Genomic DNA, 24,971 nt, shown 5'->3' with positions numbered 1-24,971 from the left:
GGGGCCCCGCGCGCCGGGGCGGGGGGGGGGGGGGGGGGGGGCCCCGCCCCCTTCCGCCCGGGGGGGGGGGGGGGGCGCGGCCCGGCCCCCCCCCCCCCGGCCGGTAACCGAGTGATCACTTTTCCGTCCCCGGTGTTGACCCGGTCACGTCCCGAACGGACGCTTGCTTACCCCGGGGGTTACCGAAGGGACGGACGATGCTAGGACGTGCTCCCCGGCACCGCTGGACGGCGTTCGCGGCCGTCGCGATGACCGGTGCTCTCGCCTTGTCGGCGTGCGGCGGAAATGACAAGAAGGGCAACAACGACAAGTCCCAGGTCGAGGTCTTCTCGTGGTGGACCGGTCCAGGTGAGGCCGACGGGCTGGCCGCGATGAAGGCCGACTTCGAGAAGAAGAATCCCGGCACGAAGTTCGTCAACGCCGCGATCGCCGGCGGGTCCGGCACGCAGGCGCAGGCGGTGCTGGCGAGCCGGCTGCAGAACCGCAAGCCGCCGGACTCCTTCCAGGGGCACGCGGGCGCCGAGCTGCTCGACTACATCAAGGCCGGGCAGATCGAGCCGCTGGACTCCTTCTACGACGAGAACAACCTGAAGTCGGTCTACCCCCAGCAGCTCCTGCAGCAGATCAGCTACAAGGGCCACATCTACTCGGTGCCGGTGAACATCCACCGGTCCAACATGCTCTGGTACAACCCGGGCATCCTGAAGGACGCCGGCATCTCCGACGCGCCGAAGTCGATCCCGGAGTTCATCGCCGACCTGAAGGCGGTCAAGGAGAAGACGAAGAAGGTGCCGCTGTCGCTCGGCGCCCAGTGGACCGCCGACCACCTGCTGGAGAACGTGCTGCTCGGCGACCTCGGCACCGACGCCTACAACGCGCTGTGGAAGCCGGGCGCCGACTGGAGCTCCCCGGCGATGACGAAGGCGCTCAACGACTACGCCGAGATCCTGAAGTACACGACCACCGAGGCCGCGTCCACCGACTGGCAGGGCGCCGCGAAGGCCGTGGTCGACGGCAAGGCCGCGTTCAACATCATGGGCGACTGGGCGTACGGCTACTTCGTCGGCAGCGCGCCGAACGGCCTCGGCAAGAAGCTCGACACCGACTTCAAGTACGCGCCGACGCCCGGCACCGACGGCACCTACCTGTGGCTGTCGGACAGCTTCACGCTGCCGAAGGGCGCGCCGCACCGCGCCGGGGCGCTGGCGTGGCTGAAGGAGGTGTCCAGCCGCGAGGGCCAGGACCTCTTCAACCCGAAGAAGGGCTCCGTCCCCGCCCGCAAGGACGCCGACAAGAGCCTCTACAGCACCGGCTACCTGAAGTACGCGTTCGAGCAGTGGAACAACCCGGCCACCAAGCTCGCGGGCTCGTTCTGGCACGGCGTCAACGCCAGCAAGAAGCAGCACACCGACATCGACACGGCGGTGGGCCTGTTCCTGCAGAGCAAGGACGTCGGCAAGCTCCAGTCCCAGCTCGTCGCCGCCGCGAAGAACAGCGGTCAGTGACGGGAGCGCGCACGGGACGCCGCTGGAACCTGCGCCGGAGCAGGAGGTGGCTGCCGGGTCTGCTGCTGGTCTCGCCGTCCATCGTGGCGATCGGCCTGTTCGTCTACGGGCTGATCTTCTGGAACACGCGGGTGGCGGTGAGCGGCAAGCACGACGAGGTGTCGCCGTACGGGTTCGACAAGGGCAAGAACTTCGTCGACCTGTGGCACGAGCCGAGCTGGCCGGGCGCGGTGAAGCACGCGCTGCTGTTCACCGCCGTGTTCGTGCTCGGCGCCCTCCTGCTCGGCGCGTTCCTGGCGTTCCTGATGGACAAGGGGATCCGGGGCGAGGCGTCGTTCCGGGTCGTCTACCTGTTCCCCATGGCGGTGTCGTTCATCGCCAGCGGCGTGGTGTGGCGGTGGCTGATGAACCCGGCGCCGCCGCAGCGCGCCGTCGGGTTCAACCAGCTGTTCGACAAGCTGCACCTGAACGCGCTGGCGAACGACTGGTGGCAGGACCCGCACTGGGGCATGGCCGCGATGGCGCTCCCCGCGATCTGGCAGATGTCCGGCTACGTCATGGCCCTGTACCTCGCCGGGTTCCGCAGCGTCCCCGAGGAGCTGCGGGAGGCCGCGCGCGTCGACGGCGCGTCCGAGTGGAAGGTGTACCGGTACGTGGTCTTCCCGCAGCTGCGCCCGGTGACGCTGTCGGCGCTGATCATCCTCGGGCACATCTCGCTGAAGGTGTTCGACCTGATCATGGCGATCGCCGGCAAGCAGATCATCACCTACGTCCCGGCCATCGCGACGTACGTGGAGATCTTCGACCGGCACGACCCCGCCAACGGCGCCACCATCGCCACCTACCTGCTGCTCGCGGTGGCGCTCCTGGTGATCCCGTACCTGGTGTGGTCGGTGCGGGCGGAGCGGACCCGATGACCGCGGCGAGCACGGCCCGGCCGCCGGCGGGCGCCGGCGCGGCGGCCCGCACCCTGCGGATCGCCCGGCCGGTGGTGCTGCTGGCGTTCGTGATCCTGTTCCTCATCCCGGTGTACGTCCTGGTCGTCACCAGCTTCAAGCCGCTGCAGGAGGCCGATCCGAGCAGCGCGTGGAACCTGCCGCACCACTGGAGCGCGTCGGGGTGGAGCGCGGCGTGGGACGCCCTCAAGCCCGGCCTGGAGAACAGCGTCAAGATCGCGGTGACCGGTTCGCTGATCTCCGCGGTGCTCGGCTCGCTGAACGGGTACGTGCTGTCGAAGTGGCGCTTCCCCGGCGCCGACGCGGTCTTCACGCTGTTCCTGTTCGGGATGTTCATCCCGTACCAGGCGGTGATGATCCCGCTGGCGGGGCTGCTGACGAACATGGGGCTGGTCGGGACGATCCGGGGCCTGGTCCTCGCGCACGTCGTCTACGGCATCCCGATCTGCACGCTGATCTTCCGCAACTACTACGTGACGATCCCGGACGAGCTGATCGAGGCGGCCCGCGTCGACGGCGCCGGCATCATCCGTACGTACTGGTCGATCATCGTGCCGGTGTCGGGGCCCGCGTTCGCGGTGACGGTGATCTGGCAGTTCACCTCGATGTGGAACGACTTCCTGTTCGCGGTGTTCCTCGGCGCGCCCGACAGCTGGCCGGTCACGGTGATGCTGAACAACACCGCGGGTTCGGGCGCGGTCGCCGTCCAGTACAACCAGCAGATGGCGGAGGCGCTGCTCGCGTCGCTGCCGACCCTGCTGGTCTACCTGCTGCTCGGGCGGTTCTTCATGCGCGGGCTGATGGCGGGCGCCCTGAAGGGCTGAGACGGGACGGACGGGGCGCTCCGGCGATCGGGCCGGGGCGCCCCTTTTTTTTCGCCGCGCCCCGGTCCCCCGCCGGGCGCCGATCCGTCGCACCGGACGCCCCATCCGCCCCACGGGCACGTCCCTTCCGTCCCGCCGGCACGTCAACCGGGCACGGTCCTCGCGCGTCACATTGGTGATCGAAGGGGATCGGAATGGCCACGCACGAGCCGCTCGCCTCCCGCATTGGCAATCGGGCGGAGATGCGCCTAGCCTCTCGGGCATCATCGCGCGGCGAACCGGCGGCGACCGTCCGGCCGGACCCGCGCGATCACACTTCGGGCCGACAGGAGGTGACCGCGTGCAGGCGTTGAGCGTTCAGCAGCCATGGGCGTTCGCGATCGCGCGTGGCGGGAAGACCGTCTCGAACGAGAACCTGCCGACCGCCTACCGCGGCCCGCTCCTCGTCCACGCGTCGATGCGCGTCGACCTGAAGGCGTGCGACTCGCCGCTCGTCCAGGCGGCCGGCTGGGACCCGCGCGACCCGCTCGCCACGATCGGCGCCGTCATCGCCGTCGCCGAGCTCGACGGGGTCTGCTCCGCCGCCGCGCGGGGCGGCTCCTGCGACTGCGGTCCGTGGGCGGACCCGGGGGCGCACCACTGGCACCTCGGCGGCGTCCGCGCCCTCCCCCGGCCCATCGTGGCGCTCGGCCGCAGCCCGGGCCTGTGGGAGCCGAAGCCGGCGCTCGTCACCGAGATCAGCACGATGTTCGCGGCGACCGCGGCGCTCGACCACTCGTCCTGAGCGCGTCGGCGGCCTCGCGGAGGCGGGCGAACTCGGCGGCGAGGCGGTCGAGCTGCCAGCTCGCGTTCAGGCCGCTGGGGTTGGGCAGGATCCACAGCTTCGCGGCGCCGAACGCCTCGTCCTGCGGGCCGATCCCGGCGCGGGGGCGCCCGAACGCGGTGCGGTAGGCCGTGACGCCGCAGATGGCGACGTAGGCGGGGCCGTGCCGCTCGACGAGCGCGGTGAGGCGGCGCCCGCCGTCGCGGAGCTCCTCGTCGGTGAGCTCGTCGGCGCGGGCGGTGGCGCGCGGCGCGATGTTGGTGATGCCGAGCCCGTAGGCGGGCAGCAGGTGCTGCTCGGACGGGTGCAGCAGCCGGTCGGTGAAGCCGGAGCGGTGCAGCGCGGGCCAGAAGCGGTTGCCGGGGCGGGCGAAGTGGTGGCCGGTCGCGGCGGAGTACAGGCCCGGGTTGATGCCGCTGAACAGGACCCGCAGCGGCTCGCCGTCCGGGGGCAGGACGTCGGGGATCAGGCGGTCGCGGGCGGCCTCGAGGTCGGCCTTGGTGGGGCGCATCAGATCAGGTTACGGACGATCAGGACGGTCGCGGACGTCCCGACGACGATGAGCAGCGCGACGCGCAGGCGCCCGGCGTCCAGGTAGCGGCGCAGCGGGCCCGCGGCGAAGAAGCCGGCGTAGACGAACGGGAGCAGCGCGAGGCCGGCGGTGATCTGCCGGACCGGGAGGCGCCCGGCGGCGCCGAGGGTGCCGAGCGACAGCAGCGCGCCGGCGATGAAGAAGACCGCGAGGGTGGCGCGGACGCGGGGGCCGCTCTCGCGCTGGTAGAGCAGCGCCATCGGCGGGCCGCCGATGCCGGACGCGGTGGCGGTGGTGCCGGAGATGGCGCCGGCGACGGCGAGCGTGCGGCGGTTGCGCGGCACCTCCCGCGTCCAGGTCGTCACGGCGAGCCCGGCGAGGACGACGGCGCCGATGGCGATGCCGAGGACGCGGTCCGGGGCGGTCGCCACGAGCCACGCCCCGGCGGGGGTCCCGGCGAGGCGTCCGGCGAACGCCCAGCCGAGGCCCCGCATCTCGACGTGCCGGACCTCCTGGACGAGCGTGGCGACCGGGAGGGCGAGCGCGATGACGAGGATCGAGCCGGGCATCAGGGACGGGAACAGCATCGTCACGATGGGGGTGGCGACGAGGCCGACGCCGAGGCCGACGCTGCCCTGCACGATGGCGCCGAGCAGCGCGGCCAGGCCGCCGATCAGCAGGAAGTCGGGTGGTGGCACGCCATGGAACGGTACATCCCGACTTTTCCGATCTGCGATTGCCGATCAGGCGGACGCGTCGGTGAGCGCGGCGAGCTGGGCGTCGGTGAGGGTGGTCCGAAGTGCCTGGAGGATGGGCTGGAGCTGCTCCAGCGTGCGGGCGCTCGCGATCGGCGCGGCGACCGTCGGCTGCGCGGCGAGCCACGCGAGCGCGACCGTCGCGACGGGCGCGCCCTGCTCCTCGGCGACCAGGTCGAGGGCGGCCAGCACCCGGCGCCCCCGCTCGGTCTTCAGGTACTCCCCCGCCCGGCCGGCGCGCGGGCTGTCCACCTCGGCCCCGGGGCGGTACTTGCCGGTCAGGAACCCCGACGCCAGGCCGTAGTACGGGACGCAGGCCAGCCCGTACCGCTCGGCGAGGTCGCGGCGCGGCCCCTCGTAGGTGTCGCGGGACACGAGGTTGTAGTGCGGCTGGATCGCGACGTAGCGGGCCGTGCCCTCGCGCTCGCTGAACTCCAGCGACGCCTCCAGCCGGTCCAGGTCGATGTTGGACACCGCGATCTCGCGGACCTTGCCCGCGCGGACCAGCTCGTCGAGCGTCCCCATGATGTCCTCGACGGGGACGGACGGGTCGTCGAAGTGGGTGTAGTAGAGGTCGATGCGGTCGGTGCGGAGCCGCCGCAGCGAGTCGTCCGCGGCGGCCCGGATGTTCGCGGGCGCGAGGCCGCGCCGGCCGGGGTGCCGCCCGACCTTGGTCGCCACTACGATGTCGTCGCGGTTGCGGCGCTCCGCCATCCAGTCGCCGATGATCGTCTCGGACTCGCCGCCCACGTTGCCGGGCGCGGACGCCATGTACGAGTCGGCGGTGTCGACGAAGTCGCCGCCGGCCGCCGCGAAGGCGTCGAGGATCTCGAACGAGTGGTCGCGGTCCGCCGTCCAGCCGAACACGTTGCCGCCGAGCGACAGCGGGTGGACGTCGAGGTCGCCGATCTTCCTGGTGTCAGCCATGCTCCGATCCAATCAAAGGGTGCGCCGCCGCCGTTCCCCCGGCGGCCCCGAACATTCCTGGCAGAATGTCCGAATGCTTGCCGCTTGTCTTGCCTTTGCCGCGGTGGCCGCCGTCGTCACCGTCACGCCCGGACTGGACACGATGCTCGTCGTCCGGACCACGGTGGCCGCCGGCCGCCGCACCGGGTACCTCGCGGCGGCCGGGGTCGCGTCCGGATGCCTGACCTGGGCGGTGGCGAGCGCGGCGGGGCTGACCGCGCTGCTCGCCGCGTCCCGGGTCGCCTTCGACGCGCTGCGCGTCGCGGGCGCCTGCTACCTGTTCTGGCTGGGCGCCCAGGCGCTCTGGCGGACGCGCCGCCGGTCCGGCGCGCCCGCCGCCGAGCCGGACGCGCCGGTCTCCGGGCCCGCCGCGTTCCGCACCGGGTTCACCACCAACCTGCTGAACCCGAAGGTCGGCGTGTTCTACATGAGCCTGATGCCGCAGTTCGTCCCGCACGGCGCGCCGGTGTTCGGGACGAGCATGGCGTTCGCGGCGATCCACACCGCCGAGGGCCTGCTGTGGCTCGGGGCCGTGGTGGGCGCAGCGGGCGCGGCGCGCCGCGCCCTGGCGCGCCCGGCCGTAAGGCGGCGGCTCCAGCAGATCACGGGCCTGGCCTTCATCGGCTTCGGGCTGCGCCTCGTCACCGAGCGCTAGACCGCCCTAGACCGCCGTCCCGGCGTCCGCGTCCGCGAAGTGGCAGGCGACCGCGTGCGCCGCCCCCTCCCGGACGATCAGCTCCGGCACCTTCTCCGCGCACGTCTCGGCGGCCATGAAGCAGCGGGTCCGGAACCTGCACCCGCTCGGCGGCGCCGCCGGCGACGGCACCTCCCCCTCCAGGACGATCTCCCGCGCGGCGTCGTCCGGCCGGTCGCGCACCGAGGGGACCGCCGAGAGCAGCGCCCGCGTGTACGGATGCCGGGGGTCGCCGAACACCTGCTCGGCGGTGCCCTGCTCGACGACGGTGCCGAGGTACATCACCGCGACCTCGTCCGCGATGTGCCGGACGACGTCCAGGTCGTGGGAGATGAACAGGTACGCCACGCCCAGCTCGGACTGCAGGTCCGCCAGCAGGTTGAGGATCTGCGCGCGGACCGACACGTCCAGCGCCGACACCGCCTCGTCGCACACGATCAGCCGGGGCCGCAGCGCGAGCGCGCGGGCGATGGCGACGCGCTGGCACTGCCCGCCGGACAGCTCGTGCAGCCGCCGGGCGGCGTGCTCGGGCCGCAGGCCGACCAGCTCCAGCAGCCGCGCGACCTCGGCGTCCTCGCGGTCGCGCGGGACGATGCCGGAATGGACCCGCCACCCCTCCGAGACGACCGCGGCGACGGTCATGCGCGGGTTCAGCGAGGTGTACGGGTCCTGGAACACCATCTGCACGTCGCGGCTCACGCGGCGCCGCCGACGGCGCGGCATCGACGCGAGGTCCGCGCCGTCGAATTCGATGGTCCCCGCGAACGCGGGGATCAGCCCCACGATCGCGCGCGCGAGCGTGGACTTGCCGCAGCCGGACTCGCCGACGACGCCGAGCGTCCGGCCCGCCCGGACCGCCAGGTCGAGCCCGGCGACGACGGGCACCCGCCGCCGGCCGAACCCGTGCCGGCCGGGCCGCTGGTAGCCGGCCTCCAGGCCGCCGACCCGCAGGACGACGTCGGCGTCCCCGGCCGGTGCCGCGGTGCCGTGCGCGGTCGCCGTCATCGGTCCTCCTCGGGGTCGTGGGCGGCGCCCACCTCGTCGGCGTGGTGGCAGGCGACGGCCCGTCCGCCGCTCTCGGCGAGCGGGGGGTCCTCGGTCCGGCACACGTCCGTCGCGAACGGGCAGCGGGGATGGAAGGCGCAGCCGCCGGGCGGGCGCCGCGGATCCGGCGGCAGCCCCGCGATCGGGGTCAGGCGGCCGCCCTCCTCCTTCCCGTCCGGCATGGCCCGCAGCAGGCCCAGCGTGTACGGGTGCGCGGGACGCGTGTAGACGGCGTCCAGCGGCCCCTGCTCCACGATCCGCCCGGCGTACATCACGGCGACCTCGTGGGCCATCCGCGCGACCACGCCGAGGTCGTGCGAGACCAGCAGCGTGGCGAGCCCCGCCTCCCGCTGGCGGCGGGCCAGCAGGCGCAGGATCTGCGCCTGGACGGTCACGTCGAGGGCGGTGGTGGGCTCGTCGGCGAGCAGCACGGACGGGCCGAGCGCCAGCGCCATCGCGATCACGGCGCGCTGCCGCATGCCGCCGGAGAACTCGTGCGGATGGTCGCCGTAGCGCGTCTCGGCGTCGGCGATGCCGACCTCGCGCATCAGCGCGACGGCCCGCTCGCGCGCCTCCCGGCGGCTCAGGCCGAGCCGCCGGCGGAACGGCTCGGCGATCTGGGGGCCGACGGCGAAGCCGGGGTTGAGCGCGGCCATCGGGTCCTGGAAGACCATCGCGACCCGGCTGCCGCGCGCCTCCCGCCACTGCCGCGCGGTGAAGCCGGCGGTGTCGTCGTCGCCGAGGACGACGCTCCCGGAGGTGATCTCGGCGCCGGGCGGAAGGAGCCCGATGAGCGCCAGGGACGTGAGGCTCTTGCCGCTGCCGGACTCGCCGACGAGCGCGAGGACGCGCCCGGGGCGCAGCCGCAGCGAGACGCCGCGGACGACGGGGGTGACGTGCCGGCCGGAACGGAACCCGATGTGGACGTCGCGCAGCTGCGCGGCGGCGTCCTCGCCGGGCGGGGTGGGGACGGGGTGGACGGCTGACATGGTCATGGGGGTGCCTCTCAGAGCTGGGCCCGGGGGTCGGCCAGGTCGCGGAAGGCGTCGCCGACGAGGCCGACTCCGGTGACCACGGCGGCCAGCGCGATCGCGGGCATCGTGGAGATCCACCAGGCGGAGCCGAGGTAGTCGCGGCCCGCCGAGACGGTCGCGCCCCACGAGGCCTGGTCGGGCGGGATGCCGAGGCCGAGGAAGCTCAGCGACGCCTCCGCGACCATCACCAGGCCGATCTGGACGGTCGCGGCGACCAGCAGCGGCTGCCAGCACGACGGCAGCACGTGCCGCAGGAGGATCCGCAGGTGGCCGGCGCCGAGCACGCGGGCGGAGTCGACGAACTCCAGGTCCCGGGTCGCGAGCGCGGACGCCCGCACGACCCGGGCGAACACCACCCAGCGGGTCACGGCGAGGGTGATGACGACGTTGGTGACGCTCGGGCCGAGGACCCCGGCGATGAGGATCGCCAGCAGGATCGACGGGAACGCCAGCTGGACGTCCCCGACGCGGGACAGGACGGCGTCGGCCCAGCCGCCGAAGTAGCCGGAGACGAGCCCGGCGGCGAGCCCGACGGCCCCGCCGGCGAGGACGGTGGCGGCGGCGACCAGCAGGGACACGCGGCTCCCGGCGAGCAGGGTGGTGAGCATGTCCCGGCCGAGCTGGTCGGTGCCGAGCCAGGCGACCGACCCGTCCCCGAGCCGCGAGCCGGGCGGCAGGAGGCGGTGCGGCAGGTCGGTCGCGACCGGGTCGTAGGGCGTCAGGACCGGCCCGAGGAGCGCGGCCAGGACGAACAGCCCGACGACGGCGAGCCCGATCCACGCCCGCACCGGCAGCCGGCGCCCGCGGCGCCCGCGGGGCTCGGCGGCGGCCGGCGCGGGCGCGGCGGCGATGGCGCTCATGGTGTGCTCCCGTTCATGCGTTCTGCGGGGTGAGGCGCGGGTCGAGGGCGACGCACAGGACGTCGACGACGAGGTTCAGCGCGATGTAGCAGACGGTGATCGTGACGATGGCGGCCTCGACCACGGCGTAGTCGCGGTTGGTGATGGCGTCGACCATCAGCGAGCCGAGGCCGGGCCAGGAGAACACCACCTCGACGATGACGGCGTTGGCGATGAAGTTGCCCATCAGCAGCCCGAGGACGGTCACGACGGGCAGCGCGATGTTGCGGGCGACGTGCACGTACAGCACGGCGCCCTCGCCGGTGCCCTTGGCGCGCGCGGTGCGGACGTAGTCCTTGCCGATCTCCTCCAGGGCGCCGTTGCGGACGAGCCGGGCGAGCCACCCGACGAACGGCAGCGCGAGCGTCACCGACGGCAGGATCACCGCCTCGGGGCCGCCGCCCGCGGTGCTGGGCAGCCAGTGCAGCTGCCGGGCGAACAGCAGGATCAGCACGATGCCGAGCCAGAACGACGGCAGGGCCTGCCCGACGAGGGAGCCGGCGGACACGAGCGCGTCGAGGATCCGGCCGGGCCGCCGCGCGCACAGCATGCCGAGGGGGAACCCGGCGGCGACGGTGATGACGAGGGCGAGGGCGGCGAGCGCGAGGGTCGCGGGGAAGCGGTCCAGGGTGGCGCTCATCGCGCTGCCGCCGAGCCGCCAGGAGTCGCCGAAGTCGCCGTGCAGCACCTCGCCCATGTGGGTGAGGTACTGCCGCCACAGGGGCTTGTCGAGGCCGAAGTCGGCGCGGACGGAGGCGAGCTGGTCGGCGCTGGCGTCCGGCCCGAGGATGAGGGTGGCGGGGTCGCCGGGGACGATCCGCACGACCACGAACACCAGCGTGACGGCGCCCCAGGCGACGAGGACGGCCTGGCCGGCGCGGCGGAGCAGGAAGCGGCCCATCAGGACGTCCTTCCGTTCCGTGCGCCCGAGGGCGCGGGGCCGTTGGTGGAGGAGCGGACGACGAGGTCGGCGGCCAGCAGCGTCCGGCCGGGGACGTCCGCGGGCGGCGCGCCCGCCATCCGCTCCAGCAGCCGGTCGACGGCGGTCGTGCCGACGCGCGCGGCGGGCAGCCGGACGGTGGTGAGCGGCGGGGCGAGGTACGCGGCGAACGGGTGGTCGCCGTGCCCGGCGACGGCGACGTCCCCGGGGATGGACAGGCCGTGCTCGGTGAACGCCCGGTACAGGCCGAGCGCGAAGTAGTCGTTGCCGGCGAGGACGGCGGAGCCGGGCTCGATCCGGTCGGCGAGCCGGCGGCCGATGGCGTAGGAGTCGATCGGGTCCCAGGGCTGCGAGCTGGCCTCCCGGCGGCGGGTCGGCACCCGCAGGACGTGGTCGTCGCGGACCTCGATGCCGCGCTCGGCGAGCACGGCGCGGAAGCCGCGGATCCGCTCGGCGACCGGCGAGATGTCGAGGTCCTCCTCGACGAGGAACAGCTCGCGCGCGCCGCCGTCCACCAGGTGCTCGGTGGCGCGGCGGGCGCTGTCGTAGTAGTCGACGCCGACGAGGTCGGCGTCCAGGCCGGGCAGGTCGCGGTTCAGCAGCAGGACGGGCGTGCCGGACTTCTCGAGCCGCTCCCAGTGGTCGATGCCGTGCTGCACGGGGACGGCGAGGACGCCGTCGACGCCCCACCGCATCAGCTCCTCGGCGACGCGCCGCTCGTTCTCGGCGCTGTCCTCGGTGACCATCAGCATCAGCGAGTAGCCGTGCACCCGGCCGCGCTCCTCGATCGCGCTGATGAGCCGGGCGTAGAACGGGTTGGAGGGGTTGGTGATGACCAGGCCGATCGCCATGGCGTTCTGGAGCACCAGCGACCGCGCCATCGTGTTCGGCACGTACCCGAGCCGGTCGGCCTCGGCCCGCACCCGCTCGCGGGTCTCGGCGCTCACCGCGTCCTTGCCGGCGAGGGCGCGGGACACGGTGTTGACCGACAGGTCGAGCGCGGCGGCGATGTCGCGCAGGGTGGCCCGGCGGCGCGGCGTCATGGCGTCCTCCTCGTGACCGTGGACAGGTCGGGCTGGTTGTTCGCGGCCGGGGCGAACCCGGTGATCCCGGAGCCGAGGCCGTAGGCGGTGGTGAGCGCGGCGGGGAAGACCCCGACCGCGTCGTCCCAGACGATCCTGCACGCCTCGGCGTACAGCCGGGCCCGGTCGCCGGAGTCGGCCGCCTGCCCCGCCGCGGCGAGGATCTTGTCGAGCGCGGGGTTCTTGTAGCCCATCCGGTTCGCCTTGGAGGTGTAGAGGCGGCCGAGGGTGAAGGCGGCGTCCCCGGTCGTCACCGTGTTGGTCTGCAGCTCCATGTCCCAGTCGAGGGCGTTGAGGCGCTGCAGCCACTCGGCCTTCTCGATGCTCTGCGGCCGGACGGTCACGCCGACGTCCTGCCACGCCGAGATCATCGACTGGGCGAGCTCGCGGGCGAGCGGGCCGGTGGCGTCGAACCACATCATCGTGGTCGTGAACCCGTCGCCGAGGCCCGCGTCCCGCAGCGCCTTGCGGGCGGCGCCCGGGTCGTGGGCGTAGGGCCGCTGCGCGGCGTGGCCGAACACCGTGGCGGGGATCGGGGCGTCCATCCGCCGCGCGCCCGCGCCGAACAGCTTCCCGACGATCTCGTCCATGTCGAGGGCCTGCACCATGGCCCGCCGGACGCGCGGGTCGGTGAACGGCCTGCGCCCGCAGTTGAACCAGGTGAGGTAGTACGTCCAGCTCGGCACGGACGCGACCCGCACGCCGTGCTTCCCCTTCACCTCGCCGAGCTGGTCGGACGGGACGGGCCACAGCAGGTCGACGTCGCCGTTGCGCAACGCGGTGATCGCGCTGGACGTCTCGGCGATGAACGGCATCGAGATGCCCGGCAGCCGCGCGGGCCCCGCCCAGTACCCGTCGAAGCGGGCCAGCTCGACGGCGGTGGACGGGGTGAACCCGGTGACGCGGAACGGCCCGGAGCCGATGGGGCGGCGCTTCTGCGCCGGGTCGGCGACGAGCCGCGCCGGGACGATGAACAGCAGCGTCAGGTTCACCGGCAGCGTCCCCATCGGCCCGTCCGTGACGAACGTGACCGTGGTGTCGTCGTCGGCCCGCGCGGACTTCACCGTCGCCCACAGCGCGCTCTGCGCCGACTTCACCGCCTTCGTCCGGTCGAGGCAGGCGACGACGTCGCGGGCCGTCAGCGGGCTCCCGTCGTGGAAGCGCACACCGGACCGCAGCCGGAACACCCAGGTGGTGTCGTTCTCGCGCCGCCACGACGCGGCCAGGCCGGGCACCAGCCGGCCGGCCGCGTCGCGGCGGACGAGGGTGTCGAAGACCAGCCGCTTGACGATCAGCGACGCCTCGTCCACCGCGGTGCCCGCGTTGTACGGGTCGAGGTCGGTGACCGGCTGCCCGAACGCGGCGCGCAGCGACCCGCGCGGCGCGGCCGCGCCCGCCCCGCCGCAGCCGCCGAGCGCCACGGCGGAGGCGCCCAGGCCGGCCAGCGCGAGGAACTCGCGCCTTCGCAGGTCCATGACGGCGCTCCCTCAGCTCTTCAGCGCGAGATAGATCATCACGGTGGCGGTGGGGCCGGTCCCGGGCTCGGGCCCGTCCCCCGCCTCGACGGTGCCCTTGAGGCGCAGCCAGCCGCCGAAGCCGGCCGACTCCCAGCTCTCCAGGTCGCCGGTGATCTCGCGGCCGGCGTCGAGGTCGCACCAGTGCAGGCCGTCGGGCGAGATCTGGGTCGTCACCCGCAGCCGGGTGCCGGCACCGGACCGCTTCAGCGTCCGGACGAACCAGCGCGCCTCCGCGGCCCAGGCCGCCTCGTAGGGTTCCGTCGCGAACTCGCCCGCCAGGGTGCGGTTGCGTTCCAGGACGGCCGTGAACGACTCGCGCATGCTGCCGGGGCTCCTCACCAGTCCACCGAGATCAGTACCGAGTCCAGGTACAGGAAGTTGCGCACGTCGGTGTGCGTCCTGACCGAGACGTAGAAGTTGAGCAGGTTCTGCAGGGACCCGTACTCCTCGTCGTACGGGGGGACGGGCACGTCGCGCATGTCGTAGACGGTGTCGTTGACCTGCAGCTCGATGTTGGAGCGCGTGCTCGTGTCGATCAGCCACCGCACGTAGTGCCAGTTGACCTTGGTCGGGACCTCGTTGTAGCAGAGCTCCTGCGGCCCGCCGAACGCCTTCCAGTCGTCCGGGTCGGGGGCGGTGAAGTCCGCGGTCGGCGGCAGCTTCAGCTTGCCCTCGAAGTGCTCGCGCGGCGTCGGCTCCGGCACCGTCGGGTACACCCACTCGCGCCGCAGGTTGTTGTCCAGGTCGGTGTTCAGGTACCGGGCGACGCAGTGGTAGCGGACGCCGTCGCAGATGTCGGTCGCGATGGTGAACGCGCCGAACTGCTGCTCGGACGGGTGCAGGTTCGCGTCCCACTCCCCCGCGCCCGCCTTGGCCGCCGCCTGGTTCTCCTCCGACGCCGCCTCGGTCTTGAACGTCAGGTACGCCTCGAACTGCACGCGGCCGCGCCCCGCCATCGTCAGGCGGCGGATCGCGACGCCGGTGTGCCCGGCGAGCGGCCGGGTCGCGACCTTCAGCGCGTACGTCCCGGACATCGCGCCGTGCGTGCCGATGTCGAAGAAGTTGCACGAGCTGAGCTGCGGCGGCCGGAAGTCGCGCATGTGGTCGTCGACGGTGTCGAGGTTCCCGTGCCCGTCGTAGTTGCCGAGCAGCTCGATCCAGCCGTGCGTGCCGGTGTTGAAGTCGTCGTGGACGAGGATCCGGTCCAGCGGGTCGAACCGGGACAGCGCGGGGTCGGCCTTGCGGAGCTCGGCGGCCAGGGAGCGTCCGCTCGCGGCGGCGGTCATCGGGCGGCCCCTTCGATCCTCACGGTGGCGTTCACCAGGTTGTGGTCGCTGCGCAGCAGGTCGCGCGGCTCGCCGGCCTGCGCGGTGGTCTGCGGCACGAGCGTCCACTGCCGGACGGGCGTGCCGGCCTTGACGAAGATGTGGTCGATCTTGTCCTCCGACTTCGGCAGCGGGATCTTCCCGCCGTTGAACGAGGCGTACTCGGCGTTGGAGCGCCGGTTCGCCGGGGCCGCCTCGAAGGAGTCGGCGTAGCCGAGGTCGGCGAACGCGTCGTAGGCGCTGGCGCCGTCCTCCTTCGAGGCGGAGTTCATGTCGCCCGCGAACACGATCGGCAGCCGCCGCGTGGACGCGTTGTCGCGGGTGAGGTATTGCACGGTGCGGGTGGCGTCGGCGTAGCGGACCTGGTCCCAGTTCTTCGTCCAGCCGTTGGGGTCGGTCGCGCCGTTCTTGCGGTACTCCAGGTGCATGTCGACGACGACGAAGCGGGTGCCGGTGCGGCGCTCGCGCAGCACGTTCCACGTCATCGTCTTGCCGTAGATCTCGGTGGAGTCGGGCAGCCACAGCAGGTCGTGCGGGAGGGCCCGGCCGCGCTCGTCCTTGTCGGAGAACCGGCGGGCGTCGTAGTAGGTGAACCGGCCCGCGCCCGACTTGAGCGGGTAGCCGTACCAGGGGTTGCGCGTTCCGGCGTAGTCGGCGGGCGCCTCGGCGTAGCCGCGCGCCCGCATCGCCGCGGTCAGCGGCGCGCGGAACGACTCGACGTCCACGCCCGGCTGGGTCGGGGTGGGGTTGTTGCCGATCTCCTGCGTGACGACGACGCCGGCGCGGGCGCGGACGATGTCGTCGGCGACCTTCGCGGCGCGGCCGTCCGCCCAGGGGGCCAGCTTGGTCGCGCAGTCGCGGCCGATCGTGTCGACGCACTCCTGCTCGGTCGGCAGGCAGCCGTGCCCGCACGTGTTGTAGGTGGCGATCCGCAGATCGAAGCCGCGCGGGTGCCGGCCCGGCGCGGCGGCCTGCGCGGCCGCCGCTGGGGCGAGCACCGCGACGGCGCACGCGGCCGCGGCGAGCGCGGCGGCCGGGCGGGCGGGGGGACGGGGGGTCCTCATGCTGACGGGGGCCTTCCGGTGGTGTCGGCTGCGTCACATTAACGTTCACGTGATCGTTCACACACCATCGATGTACAGCCACCGTCATGTCAAGAGCGGAAACGAAAACGGCCCGGCTCTCCGCACGAGCGAACAGCACGCCCGTGCACGGCGGCCGGACCGGACGCGGCGGTCCCGCGCGTCACCGGCCCCGGGCCGGCAGACCCGGCTCAGCGGGCCATGCTCAGCGGGCCCCTGGCCAGCGGGCCATGCTCAGCGGGCCATGCTCAGCGGGCCTCGCCGTCGAGGCGGGCGGCCGCCTGGTCGGACAGGGCGCGGGCCAACTCGGCGGCCTGCGCGTCGCCGAGCGGCTCGTGCCCGACGAGGACGCGGTACCAGAGCACGCCGTAGACCTGGTCGACCATCAGGGCGAGGTCGGCGCCGGCCGCGATCTCGCCGCGGTCGCGCGCCCGCTCCAGCAGCCCGGTCAGCACGCGGCGCCGCGACTCGACGAACGCGCGCATGTGCTCGCGCGCGTGCGGGTCGCGCTGCGCCTCGGCCATCGAGTTGCGCAGGACGGACGCGGTGAGCCGCTGGCCGGCGCCGCGGAACGTCGCGGCCAGGAAGCCCTCGAGGTCGCCGCGGAGCGTGCCGGTGTCGGGCACGGGGATGTCGGCGCCCGCGCGCTCGGCCATCGCCTCCAGCAGCACCGCGCCCTTGGACGGCCACCAGCGGTAGATCGTCTGCTTGCCGACGCCGGCGGCCGCGGCGAGCGAGTCGATCGTGACGGGGACGCCGTCGTCGCGGGCGAGCAGGTCCACGGCGACGTCGAGGATCGCGCGCCGCGCGGCCTCGTTGCGGCGCCGCCCGGTGTGCGGCCGTCGGCTGTCACTCATGGCACCACCCTACCCATTTGACGAGACCGCCGGTCTCGATGAATACTTGTCGAGACAGAAGGTCTCGACAATAAAAGGAGCCGGCCATGTCGCTCACCGGAAAGCGCACCCTCGTCTTCGGCGGCACCTCGGGCATCGGCGCGGCCACCGCCGAGCTGTTCGCCGGCCAGGGCGCCGACGTCGTGATCACCGGCCGGGACGAGGAGCGCCTCGCCAAGGCCGCCGCGGGCGGCCTCACCGCCCGCCGCGTCGACGCCTCCTCGCACGACGAGGTGACCGCGTTCTTCGCCGAGGACACCCGCTACGACCACCTGGTCCTCGCGCTGAGCGGCGGATCGGGCGCCGGCCCGTTCGCCACGCTGGACCTCGGCGACCTCCGCCACGGCTTCGAGGCGAAGTTCTGGCTGCACCTGCGGATCGTCCAGGCGGCGCTGCCGCGGCTCACCGAGGACGGCTCGGTCACCTTCATCACCGCCTCGTCCGCCCGCGCGGCGCTGCCCGGCACCGCCGGCCTCGCCGCGATCAACGGCGCGCTGGAGGCGATGGTGCGGCCGCTCGCGACCGAGCTGGCGCCGCTGCGCGTCAACGCCGTCTCCCCCGGCGTCATCGAGACGCCGTGGTGGGACGGCATGCCCGCCGAGCAGCGGGACGCGATGTTCGCCCAGCACGCCGCCGCGCTGCCGGTCGGCCGGGTGGGGCGGCCCGAGGACGTCGCGCAGGCCGTCCTGCTCGCCGCCGCCAACGGGTTCGTCACCGGCCAGGTCATCGAGTGCAACGGCGGCCTCAGCCTGCCGACCGGCCGCTGACCGGCTCCCGGACGCCGCGCCCCTCGCCGGTTCGTCCCGGCTGCCCTACTCTGTCGCCTGCCGATCACAGCGCGAGGAGACGACCGTGGCCGCCGACTTCCCCACCGATCCGCCCGCAGCCGCACCGGGGGAGGACGACGAGCAGCACATCTCCCCCGACCGGCTGCGGGCGCTCAGCGACGGCGTCTTCGCGATCGCGGCGACCCTGCTGATCCTCGACGTCCGGCCGCCGGCCGCGGACGAGGGCGTCTGGTCGGGGCTGCGGCACGAATGGCCCGCGCTGGACGCCTACGCGGTCTCGTTCCTCATCATCGGGATCGCCTGGATCCACCACCACAACCTGTTCCACCAGGTGCGGAAGGTGGACCGCGGGCTGCTGTTCCTCAACCTCGGCATGCTCGCGACGATCGCGTTCCTGCCCCTGCCGGCGGCCACCCTCGGCGACCACCTCGGCAGGGGCGACGCGCCCGCCGCGGCGGTCTTCTACTCGGTGTCCATGGCGGCGGCGTCGCTGTGGTTCACCCTGTTCTGGAACCACCTGTGCCGCCGCCCCGAGCTGATGCACCCGCGGGCGCGCGACGAAGCGCGGCGCGCCCGCGCCCGGTCCCTGCTGGGCCCGGTCGGCTACGCGGTCGCCGCGGCGATCGCCCTGCTCAGCCCGACCGGCTCGCTGGTGCTCAGCGCCGCGATCGTCCTGTACTTCATCGTCGGACGCCGCGCGCCCGCCACCCGCACCCGCATCCCCGCCGCCTCCGGCGAATGACGACGGGCCGCCTCCCCGCGCGGGGAGACGGCCCGTTTCTCGGCGGTCCTTACTTGCGGATGAGGTTCCGCAGGACGTACTGCAGGATGCCGCCGTTGCGGTAGTAGTCCGCCTCACCGGGGGTGTCGATGCGGACGTCGACCGTGAACTCCTTGCCGTCCGCCTTCACCGTCACCTCGCTCGGGACGCCGCCCTCGTTGAGCGCCGTGACGCCGGTGATGTCGAACGTCTCGGTGCCGGTCAGGCCGAGGGACTCGGCGGAGTCGCCCTCCTTGAACTGCAGCGGGAGGACGCCGAGGCCGATCAGGTTCGAGCGGTGGATGCGCTCGTACGACTGCGCGATGACGGCGCGGACGCCGAGCAGCGCGGTGCCCTTCGCGGCCCAGTCGCGGGACGAGCCGGAGCCGTACTCCTTGCCCGCCAGCACCACCAGCGGGGTGCCCTGCGCGGCGTAGTTCTGCGCGGCGTCGTAGATGAACGCCTGCGGCGCGCCGTCCTGCGTGAAGTCGCGGGTGTAGCCGCCCTCCACGTCGTCCAGCAGCTGGTTGCGCAGCCGGATGTTGGCGAACGTGCCGCGGATCATCACCTCGTGGTTGCCGCGGCGCGAGCCGTAGGAGTTGAAGTCCTTCACCGCGACGCCGTTGTCCTGCAGGTACTGCGCGGCGGGCGTGCCGGCCTTGATGGACCCGGCGGGCGAGATGTGGTCGGTGGTGACCGAGTCGCCGAGCTTGGCGAGCACCCGGGCGCCGTGGATGTCGGAGACCGGCTCCGGCTCGGCGCCCATCCCGTCGAAGTACGGCGCCTTGCGGACGTAGGTGGACGCGTCGTCCCACTCGAACAGGTCGCCGGTCGGGATGTCGAGGCCGCGCCAGCGCTCGTCGCCCTTGAAGACGTCGGCGTAGTCCTTGGTGAACATCTCCTTGCCGATCGACGACTCGACGATCTCGGCGACCTCCTCGGCGGCCGGCCAGATGTCGCGCAGGTAGACCGGGCCGTCGGTGCCCTCGGCGATCGGGTCGTTGAGGATGTCGATGTCCATCGTCCCGGCCAGCGCGTAGGCGATGACCAGCGGCGGGGACGCCAGGTAGTTCATCTTCACGTCGGGGCTGATGCGGCCCTCGAAGTTGCGGTTGCCGGACAGCACCGCGGTGACCGCCAGGTCGTTGTCGTTGACGGCCTTGGAGATCTCCGGCTGCAGCGGGCCGGTGTTGCCGATGCAGGTGGTGCAGCCGTACCCGACCAGGTTGAAGCCGATCTTGTCGAGGTACGGGGTGAGGCCGGCGCGCTCGTAGTAGTCGGTGACGACCTGCGAGCCGGGCGCCAGCGAGGTCTTCACCCACGGCTTGCGGGTCAGGCCCTTCTCGACGGCCTTCTTCGCCAGCAGCGCCGCGCCGATCATCACGTACGGGTTCGAGGTGTTGGTGCAGGACGTGATGGCGGCGACCGCGACGTGGCCGTGGTCGAGCTCGAACTTCGTGCCGTCCTCCAGCGTGACCGGCACCGGCTTGTGCGGGCGGCCCGAGCCGTTCGCGTCCACGTGGCGCGGCTTGTCGCCAGCGCCGTCGTGGCCGACGGCCGGGGAGTCGGAGGCGGGGAAGGACTCGGCGGACGCCTCGTCCGCCGGGCCCAGCGCGACCTTGACGTAGTTCTGCACGTCGCGGCGCCAGGTCTGCTTGGCGTCCGACAGCGAGATGCGGTCCTGCGGGCGCTTCGGGCCGGCCAGCGACGGCACGACCGTCGACAGGTCCAGCTCGAGGTACTCGGAGAACTCCGGCTCGACCGACGGGTCGAGCCACATGCCCTGCTCCTTGGCGTAGGCCTCGACGAGCGCGACCTGCTCATCGCTGCGGCCGGTGAGGCGCAGGTAGTTCAGCGTCTCGTCGTCGATCGGGAAGATCGCGCAGGTGGAGCCGAACTCGGGGCTCATGTTGCCGATCGTGGCGCGGTTGGCGAGCGGCAGCGCGTGCACGCCCTCGCCGTAGAACTCCACGAACTTGCCGACGACGCCGTGCTCGCGCAGCATCTCGGTGATGGTGAGCACCAGGTCCGTCGCGGTGGTGCCGGCGGGCAGCTCGCCGGTCAGCTTGAAGCCGACCACGCGCGGGATCAGCATGGAGATCGGCTGGCCGAGCATCGCGGCCTCCGCCTCGATGCCGCCGACGCCCCAGCCGAGCACGCCGATGCCGTTCTCCATCGTGGTGTGGGAGTCGGTGCCCACGCAGGTGTCGGGGTAGGCGACGCCGTCGCGGTCGAACACCACGCGGGCCAGGTGCTCGATGTTCACCTGGTGGACGATGCCCGTCCCCGGCGGCACCACCTTGAACTCGTCGAACGCCGTCTGCCCCCAGCGCAGGAACTGGTAGCGCTCCTTGTTGCGCTCGTACTCGACCTGCACGTTGCGCTCGAACGCCTGCGGCGAGCCGAAGTACTCCACGATGACGGAGTGGTCGATGACCATCTCGGCGGGCGCCAGCGGGTTGATCTTCGTCGGGTCGCCGCCCAGGTCCCGCACGGCCTCGCGCATCGTCGCCAGGTCCACCACGCACGGCACGCCGGTGAAGTCCTGCATGATCACCCGGGCCGGGGTGAACTGGATCTCCTTGCTCGGCTTGGCCTTGGCGTCCCACTGGGCCAGCGCGCGGATGTGCTCGGCGGTGACGTTCGCGCCGTCCTCGGTGCGCAGCAGGTTCTCCAGCAGCACCTTCAGGCTGTACGGGAGACGGGCCGAGCCCTCGACGGCGTCCAGCCGGTAGATGTCGTACGACTTGCCGCCCACCTGCAGCTTGCTCAGGCTGCCGAAGCTGTTCGCGGACACGGACTCCTCCTCCGTCGCACGCCGCGCGTCCGGTCCGGGACATGACCGCGCGGCGACGTTCATCGTGATGTTCAATGTGCGCCCGCCCTCGCGGCCGGCGCGGGTCGGGCGGCGCGGCGCGCGGCGAGGCGGGTGTGCTCGTCTACCTTGATCCTGCCCTAGTCAAGCCCTTGACCGAGAACCGGGTCCGCCTAACTTCCGCAGGTTTTTTCTTGATGTCAAGATACATCCAATTTATCTCGACATCAAGCTACTCGCCCTCGGCCCGCGGCAGTTTCGCCCACACCGCCTTGCCCCCCTCGTTCAGCGGCCGGACGCCCCAGCACCCCCGCACGAACCCGGCGACCAGCAGAAGCCCGCGCCCGCACACCGCCCCGTCGTCGGGCGGCCGGACGACCGGGCGGCCCGCGCCCGAGTCCCACACCTCCACCACCGGCCGCCCGTCCCGCTCGTCCAGGTACAACCGGACGACGATCGGCCCCTCGCCATGCCGCCAGGCGTTGGTGACCAACTCGCAGACGACCAGCCGGCCGAGATGGTCGTCCTCGATCCCCCACCCCGCGAACTGCTCGGCGAGGAACCGCCGCGCGAGCAAGGGCGCGTGGACGGTCGGTTCGAGGACGATCGTGCGCGGACCTTCGGGCGCGAGCGCCATAGCGGACATACCGGTTCACCTCGGAAGACTCCATGAATTCCTGTGACCGAAGCGTCTCCCCGCGGCGATGCTTCGGAGAGACGAAGCCCGAGGCGGCGGGCATCGACGTGACTTCGCGTACATCACCGGTCATCGCACGGTCATCACTGGAGGTGGACATGCCGCAACGCCCGAAGCGCCTCACGCCGTCACGCGGCCCACTGGATCTTTTCGGCTCGGAGGTGCGCCGCTACAGGACCCTCGCGGACCTGTCCCTCGCGCAACTCGCCGCACTGATCCCCTACGCCCCGTCCACCATCGGAGAGATCGAGCGCGGCGAGTCCGCCTGCGACCGCGGATTCGCCGAGGACTGCGACCGCGTCCTCGACACCCGCGACGCTCTCGCCCACCTCCACGACGGCCTCTTCGACGGCCGCAGCGCCGCTTATCCGGCGTGGTTCGCCGACTGGCCCGAATACGAAGGGCAGGCTGAGACCCTGCGCGCCTACGAGCCGCTCGTGATCTACGGCTTGTTGCAGACGCCGAGCTATGCAGACGTGCTCTTGTACGGCGACCAGAACGGCGTCCAAGCGCGAATGGCACGGCAAGGAGTCCTGTCCCGCGAGCAACCGCTGCCACCGCGACTGATCTACCTGCTCCCAGAGCGGGTCCTGCGGTCACGCGTCGGCACGATGGCCGTGATGTACGAGCAACTGCATCACCTCGCCGACGCGGTGTCGCCGCGCCTGTCCGTTCAGGTCATTCCCGACGGCGCACCGCACCCGGGGAACTCGGGGGCATTCGTCGTCGCCACCCTGCCGGGAGACTCACGTATCGCCTACGCTGCATCCGAGCCGCAGGGAAGGATCCTCGATGGGCGCTCCGACGTTGAACGCCTGAACGAGCGGTTCGCGGACATCGCCACCTACGCGCTTCCGGCTGACTTGTCGGCTGCGCTGATCAGGGAGATTGCAGACGAAGCATGGAAGTCATGAGAGCTCACCCCGGGTGGCGCAAGAGCAGCTACAGCAGCTCGCAGGGCGACAACTGCGTCGAGTTGGCCGATCTCGGCGGGACGATCGGCGTCCGCGACAGCAAGAATCCCGGTGGCGGTCACATCAACATCAGCCGTGATGGCCTGGACGTGTTGCTCGCTCGGCTGAAGCAGCGGTGACGTCGGCGTTTTGAGCGAGGCTACGCCGGGTTAGGCCGTTGCCGGGTCTGGAAGAGCGACTAGTCGGCATACCGTGGCGAATTCGCCCGCAGGAATGGGTGTTCGGGTGGTGGGGTGGCGCTTGCGTACGGGGCCGCCCCTCCAAAGTCAAGGGCGCCTTCGGCGTCGCTACGCGATGGACTTCGTCCACCCTTGACTTTGGAGCCTCTGCGGCCCCTAGGCAGATGTTGGGGGCAGGCTCCGCCTGCCCCGCCCCGGGTCGCGCCACCCCACCACCCCCTCCGTACGCGTGTTCCAACAAACGCGGCAACCGACGGTGCGGCGCAAATAGTCGCCATTCAGATACCGAAAAGTATCCGCGTTGAAGCGCTGAATTCAAGATGCGATTGTCGGTCACGGCGGGTATTATCTAGGTATGCATTCAGTGACGATCGAGCTTGGAGCCGCGTCCACCATGGAACTGGTGAACGCGCTCTCGACCATCGCCACTGAACTCGCCAAACGGGATGCCCCCGAATCGGCGGCTGCGTGCCTGGAACTCACCGAAAACCTCGTGGCCGCCTGCGATATGCAGGAAGGCGCACTCGCCGGATTCATCGGCCGCGTTGATGCCACCGCCGAGCAGGCCCGGTGGGGATATCCCTCCACCCAAGCATGGCTTCGCTCCCGGCTGGGCATGCGCGACAATCGAGTGAAAGAGCGTCTGGTGCTGGCGCGGCAGCGTCATCGCCTCCCGCAAGTGGCCGAGCGGCTCGCGGCCGGGGAGCTGTCGCACGGTTACGCCGTCACCATCGCCGACTCGGTCGCGCGCCTCGATGACACCGACTGCGCCCAGGCCGAGACCACCCTGCTGGAGATGGCCGATCAGGGCTTCTCGGCCGGGAAGGTCGCCGCGTTCGGGCGCCGCATCCGCGACCTGATCGCCCAACGCGACGACACCGAAAGCGCTCCCGACGAGGACACCAAGCGCGGCTACGACAAGTCGTGGATCACCACCACTCGGTCCCTGGACGGCGGCCGCTACGTCAAGGGCTGGCTGAACCCCGAGGACGCCGCGATCTGGGACGGCACACTCGCGCCCCTGGCCAAGCCGGCCGGACCCGACGACCGCCGCGACCTCGCCGAGCGGACAGCAGCGGCCCTTTCCAGCGTCCTATCCGGTGGGCACAAGGCATCCAAGGTCACCGTCATCTGCGACCTGGACACCCTCACCGGCGGCAACGCCCCCGCCCGCCTCACCGACGGCACCCCGATCCCCGCCGCTCAGGCCCGCCGCATCGCCCTCTCGGCCGGGGTGTCGCCCCTTCTCCTCGGGAAGGGGAACACCCCGCTGTATCTGGGCTGGCGCGAACGGTTCGCCTCCTCGGCGCAACGGCAGGTCCTCGAGACGCTGTATCCGTCATGCGCAGTACGGGGATGCGAGGTGCCGGGGACGTTGTGCGAGGTCGACCACGTGCACGGCTGGGCACTCGGGGAATCGCCCACCGACATCGACCAACTCGCACTCGCCTGCGGATGGCACAACCGCTTCAAGCACACCAACCCCGACCAGATCCAGATCACCAAAGATCAGGACGGACGCTACGTCTACCGGCTGCTGCCGCCACCCGGCGCCCGACCATCTTCGGGAGGCCATTCGCCACCGAGTGACATCGGGCCGCCTGATCCGGCGCTCGACTGGGCTGCATAACCCGCCCACCAGTACGACCGTCCGGCTACCCGGGCCCGCCCGGATCCCATCCGGATCCCGGGCGGCTCCGGCATGCCCCAATCCACCTGGAACAGAACACGCGTACGGAGGGGGGTGGTGGGGTGGCGCGACCCGGGGGCGGGGGGGGGGGGGGCGGGCCCCCCCCCCCGCCCCCCGGCCCGCCCCGCCGCCCCCTAAAAGGGGGGTGGGGGGGAAAGCGAAAGGGAGCCCCAGGGGCCCGCGGGGGTTGGTGG

Annotated in this window: 25 protein-coding genes; 10 read left to right on the top strand and 15 right to left on the bottom strand. The window is 72.3% G+C overall.

Annotation, left to right across the window (positions count from 1 at the left end):
• Window positions 1-197: 197 nt before the first annotated feature.
• The 4 genes from ABT299_RS27805 (at window position 198) to ABT299_RS27790 (ending at window position 4,069) form a co-directional block, all read left to right on the top strand.
• Window positions 198-1,505, top strand: a complete 1,308-nt coding sequence (locus tag ABT299_RS27805) for an ABC transporter substrate-binding protein (protein ID WP_241755669.1) — start codon at window positions 198-200, stop codon at window positions 1,503-1,505.
• Window positions 1,502-2,422 carry a carbohydrate ABC transporter permease gene (locus ABT299_RS27800; protein WP_347256737.1) on the top strand — a complete coding sequence of 307 codons (921 nt, stop codon included), beginning with the start codon at window positions 1,502-1,504 and terminating at the stop codon, window positions 2,420-2,422. Before ABT299_RS27805 ends, ABT299_RS27800 begins: the two co-directional genes overlap by 4 nt.
• Window positions 2,419-3,285, top strand: coding sequence for a carbohydrate ABC transporter permease (locus tag ABT299_RS27795; RefSeq protein WP_190857454.1), 867 nt, complete (start codon window positions 2,419-2,421; stop codon window positions 3,283-3,285). The genes ABT299_RS27800 and ABT299_RS27795 overlap by 4 nt, the downstream gene beginning before the upstream one ends.
• A gap of 340 nt (window positions 3,286-3,625) precedes the next feature.
• On the top strand, window positions 3,626-4,069 hold the full coding sequence (locus ABT299_RS27790) for an ASCH domain-containing protein (protein ID WP_190857456.1): 444 nt from the start codon (window positions 3,626-3,628) through the stop codon (window positions 4,067-4,069).
• On the opposite strand, the gene mug is transcribed toward ABT299_RS27790, so the two are convergent.
• The 3 genes from mug to ABT299_RS27775 are packed head-to-tail and all read right to left on the bottom strand — an operon-like array spanning window position 4,023 to window position 6,322.
• Window positions 4,023-4,619 carry a G/U mismatch-specific DNA glycosylase gene (gene mug, locus ABT299_RS27785; RefSeq protein ID WP_190857458.1) on the bottom strand — a complete coding sequence of 199 codons (597 nt, stop codon included), beginning with the start codon at window positions 4,617-4,619 and terminating at the stop codon, window positions 4,023-4,025. The genes ABT299_RS27790 and mug overlap by 47 nt on opposite strands.
• The gene (locus ABT299_RS27780; protein ID WP_500252509.1) at window positions 4,619-5,338 is read right to left on the bottom strand and encodes a sulfite exporter TauE/SafE family protein; all 720 of its coding nucleotides are present in this window, start codon (window positions 5,336-5,338) and stop codon (window positions 4,619-4,621) included. The genes mug and ABT299_RS27780 overlap by 1 nt, the downstream gene beginning before the upstream one ends.
• 45 nt (window positions 5,339-5,383) lie before the next feature.
• Complete coding sequence (locus tag ABT299_RS27775; protein ID WP_500252508.1) at window positions 5,384-6,322, bottom strand: aldo/keto reductase; 939 nt, start codon at window positions 6,320-6,322, stop codon at window positions 5,384-5,386.
• 103 nt (window positions 6,323-6,425) lie between these two features.
• Between ABT299_RS27775 and ABT299_RS27770 the strand changes: the two genes are divergently transcribed.
• A complete protein-coding gene (locus ABT299_RS27770; RefSeq protein ID WP_500252507.1) occupies window positions 6,426-7,016 on the top strand; it encodes a LysE family translocator in 591 nt (196 codons plus the stop codon).
• 6 nt (window positions 7,017-7,022) lie between these two features.
• Here the strand turns inward: ABT299_RS27770 and ABT299_RS27765 are convergent, their stop codons facing one another.
• The 10 genes from ABT299_RS27765 to ABT299_RS27720 all read right to left on the bottom strand — a co-directional run bounded on the left by ABT299_RS27765 (window position 7,023) and on the right by ABT299_RS27720 (window position 16,835).
• Window positions 7,023-8,060 (bottom strand): ABC transporter ATP-binding protein, encoded by a 1,038-nt coding sequence (locus ABT299_RS27765; protein WP_500252506.1) that lies wholly within the window; start codon window positions 8,058-8,060, stop codon window positions 7,023-7,025.
• Entirely contained in the window at window positions 8,057-9,094 is a 1,038-nt protein-coding gene (locus ABT299_RS27760; RefSeq protein ID WP_500252505.1) for an ABC transporter ATP-binding protein, read from the bottom strand. Before ABT299_RS27760 ends, ABT299_RS27765 begins: the two co-directional genes overlap by 4 nt.
• A gap of 11 nt (window positions 9,095-9,105) precedes the next feature.
• Entirely contained in the window at window positions 9,106-9,993 is an 888-nt protein-coding gene (locus ABT299_RS27755) for an ABC transporter permease (protein WP_500252504.1), read from the bottom strand.
• A gap of 13 nt (window positions 9,994-10,006) precedes the next feature.
• On the bottom strand, window positions 10,007-10,933 hold the full coding sequence (locus tag ABT299_RS27750; RefSeq protein WP_190857471.1) for an ABC transporter permease: 927 nt from the start codon (window positions 10,931-10,933) through the stop codon (window positions 10,007-10,009).
• Window positions 10,933-12,015, bottom strand: coding sequence for a LacI family DNA-binding transcriptional regulator (locus ABT299_RS27745; protein ID WP_190857473.1), 1,083 nt, complete (start codon window positions 12,013-12,015; stop codon window positions 10,933-10,935). Before ABT299_RS27745 ends, ABT299_RS27750 begins: the two co-directional genes overlap by 1 nt.
• Window positions 12,012-13,529 (bottom strand): ABC transporter substrate-binding protein, encoded by a 1,518-nt coding sequence (locus tag ABT299_RS27740; protein ID WP_500252503.1) that lies wholly within the window; start codon window positions 13,527-13,529, stop codon window positions 12,012-12,014. The genes ABT299_RS27745 and ABT299_RS27740 overlap by 4 nt, the downstream gene beginning before the upstream one ends.
• Window positions 13,530-13,541: 12 nt before the next feature.
• Window positions 13,542-13,892: a hypothetical protein gene (locus ABT299_RS27735; RefSeq protein WP_387023991.1), complete on the bottom strand. Its 351-nt coding sequence runs from the start codon at window positions 13,890-13,892 to the stop codon at window positions 13,542-13,544.
• 14 nt (window positions 13,893-13,906) lie between these two features.
• On the bottom strand, window positions 13,907-14,857 hold the full coding sequence (locus ABT299_RS27730; RefSeq protein WP_500252502.1) for a DUF6772 family protein: 951 nt from the start codon (window positions 14,855-14,857) through the stop codon (window positions 13,907-13,909).
• Window positions 14,854-15,960 carry an exonuclease/endonuclease/phosphatase family protein gene (locus tag ABT299_RS27725; protein ID WP_500252501.1) on the bottom strand — a complete coding sequence of 369 codons (1,107 nt, stop codon included), beginning with the start codon at window positions 15,958-15,960 and terminating at the stop codon, window positions 14,854-14,856. Before ABT299_RS27725 ends, ABT299_RS27730 begins: the two co-directional genes overlap by 4 nt.
• A 266-nt stretch (window positions 15,961-16,226) precedes the next feature.
• A complete protein-coding gene (locus ABT299_RS27720) occupies window positions 16,227-16,835 on the bottom strand; it encodes a TetR/AcrR family transcriptional regulator (RefSeq protein WP_387023994.1) in 609 nt (202 codons plus the stop codon).
• Window positions 16,836-16,921: 86 nt separating this feature from the next.
• Here ABT299_RS27720 and ABT299_RS27715 point away from each other — a divergent pair, with 86 nt between their 5' ends.
• Together ABT299_RS27715 and ABT299_RS27710 are read left to right on the top strand one after the other, a co-directional pair.
• Entirely contained in the window at window positions 16,922-17,641 is a 720-nt protein-coding gene (locus ABT299_RS27715) for an SDR family oxidoreductase (protein WP_500252500.1), read from the top strand.
• Window positions 17,642-17,726: 85 nt separating this feature from the next.
• On the top strand, window positions 17,727-18,404 hold the full coding sequence (locus tag ABT299_RS27710) for a TMEM175 family protein (protein ID WP_190857488.1): 678 nt from the start codon (window positions 17,727-17,729) through the stop codon (window positions 18,402-18,404).
• Window positions 18,405-18,453: 49 nt separating this feature from the next.
• On the opposite strand, the gene ABT299_RS27705 is transcribed toward ABT299_RS27710, so the two are convergent.
• Both ABT299_RS27705 and ABT299_RS27700 read right to left on the bottom strand, forming a co-directional pair.
• Entirely contained in the window at window positions 18,454-21,219 is a 2,766-nt protein-coding gene (locus ABT299_RS27705; RefSeq protein ID WP_500252499.1) for an aconitate hydratase, read from the bottom strand.
• Between the two features lie 250 nt (window positions 21,220-21,469).
• Window positions 21,470-21,883: an ATP-binding protein gene (locus tag ABT299_RS27700; protein WP_500252498.1), complete on the bottom strand. Its 414-nt coding sequence runs from the start codon at window positions 21,881-21,883 to the stop codon at window positions 21,470-21,472.
• A gap of 149 nt (window positions 21,884-22,032) precedes the next feature.
• On the opposite strand from ABT299_RS27700, the gene ABT299_RS27695 reads away from it, so the two are divergent.
• The 3 genes from ABT299_RS27695 to ABT299_RS27685 all read left to right on the top strand — a co-directional run bounded on the left by ABT299_RS27695 (window position 22,033) and on the right by ABT299_RS27685 (window position 24,717).
• Window positions 22,033-22,848 carry a helix-turn-helix domain-containing protein gene (locus ABT299_RS27695; protein WP_387024002.1) on the top strand — a complete coding sequence of 272 codons (816 nt, stop codon included), beginning with the start codon at window positions 22,033-22,035 and terminating at the stop codon, window positions 22,846-22,848.
• Window positions 22,845-23,027, top strand: a complete 183-nt coding sequence (locus tag ABT299_RS27690; RefSeq protein WP_500252497.1) for a DUF397 domain-containing protein — start codon at window positions 22,845-22,847, stop codon at window positions 23,025-23,027. The genes ABT299_RS27695 and ABT299_RS27690 overlap by 4 nt, the downstream gene beginning before the upstream one ends.
• 415 nt (window positions 23,028-23,442) lie before the next feature.
• On the top strand, window positions 23,443-24,717 hold the full coding sequence (locus tag ABT299_RS27685) for an HNH endonuclease signature motif containing protein (protein WP_500252496.1): 1,275 nt from the start codon (window positions 23,443-23,445) through the stop codon (window positions 24,715-24,717).
• The last annotated feature ends 254 nt before the right edge of the window (window positions 24,718-24,971 follow it).

The sequence above is a fragment of the Spirillospora sp. NPDC000708 genome (assembly GCF_040299565.1).
Classification (GTDB): Bacteria; Actinomycetota; Actinomycetes; order Streptosporangiales; family Streptosporangiaceae; genus Spirillospora.
The sequence above is the reverse complement of the archived record's forward strand: the minus strand, read 5'-3'. Positions and strand labels throughout refer to the sequence as shown.

Coding starts and splice junctions, on each gene's coding strand:
- ABT299_RS27755 (WP_500252504.1), bottom strand. CDS start 9,993: ATGAGCGCCATCGCCGCCGCGCCCGCGCCGGCCGCCGCCGAGCCCCGC.
- ABT299_RS27760 (WP_500252505.1), bottom strand. CDS start 9,094: ATGACCATGTCAGCCGTCCACCCCGTCCCCACCCCGCCCGGCGAGGAC.
- ABT299_RS27750 (WP_190857471.1), bottom strand. CDS start 10,933: ATGGGCCGCTTCCTGCTCCGCCGCGCCGGCCAGGCCGTCCTCGTCGCC.
- ABT299_RS27700 (WP_500252498.1), bottom strand. CDS start 21,883: ATGTCCGCTATGGCGCTCGCGCCCGAAGGTCCGCGCACGATCGTCCTC.
- mug (WP_190857458.1), bottom strand. CDS start 4,619: ATGCGCCCCACCAAGGCCGACCTCGAGGCCGCCCGCGACCGCCTGATC.
- ABT299_RS27695 (WP_387024002.1), top strand. CDS start 22,033: ATGCCGCAACGCCCGAAGCGCCTCACGCCGTCACGCGGCCCACTGGAT.
- ABT299_RS27745 (WP_190857473.1), bottom strand. CDS start 12,015: ATGACGCCGCGCCGCCGGGCCACCCTGCGCGACATCGCCGCCGCGCTC.
- ABT299_RS27725 (WP_500252501.1), bottom strand. CDS start 15,960: ATGAGGACCCCCCGTCCCCCCGCCCGCCCGGCCGCCGCGCTCGCCGCG.
- ABT299_RS27805 (WP_241755669.1), top strand. CDS start 198: ATGCTAGGACGTGCTCCCCGGCACCGCTGGACGGCGTTCGCGGCCGTC.
- ABT299_RS27795 (WP_190857454.1), top strand. CDS start 2,419: ATGACCGCGGCGAGCACGGCCCGGCCGCCGGCGGGCGCCGGCGCGGCG.
- ABT299_RS27730 (WP_500252502.1), bottom strand. CDS start 14,857: ATGACCGCCGCCGCGAGCGGACGCTCCCTGGCCGCCGAGCTCCGCAAG.
- ABT299_RS27740 (WP_500252503.1), bottom strand. CDS start 13,529: ATGGACCTGCGAAGGCGCGAGTTCCTCGCGCTGGCCGGCCTGGGCGCC.
- ABT299_RS27775 (WP_500252508.1), bottom strand. CDS start 6,322: ATGGCTGACACCAGGAAGATCGGCGACCTCGACGTCCACCCGCTGTCG.
- ABT299_RS27685 (WP_500252496.1), top strand. CDS start 23,443: ATGCATTCAGTGACGATCGAGCTTGGAGCCGCGTCCACCATGGAACTG.
- ABT299_RS27735 (WP_387023991.1), bottom strand. CDS start 13,892: ATGCGCGAGTCGTTCACGGCCGTCCTGGAACGCAACCGCACCCTGGCG.
- ABT299_RS27765 (WP_500252506.1), bottom strand. CDS start 8,060: ATGACGGCGACCGCGCACGGCACCGCGGCACCGGCCGGGGACGCCGAC.
- ABT299_RS27715 (WP_500252500.1), top strand. CDS start 16,922: ATGTCGCTCACCGGAAAGCGCACCCTCGTCTTCGGCGGCACCTCGGGC.
- ABT299_RS27720 (WP_387023994.1), bottom strand. CDS start 16,835: ATGAGTGACAGCCGACGGCCGCACACCGGGCGGCGCCGCAACGAGGCC.
- ABT299_RS27690 (WP_500252497.1), top strand. CDS start 22,845: ATGAGAGCTCACCCCGGGTGGCGCAAGAGCAGCTACAGCAGCTCGCAG.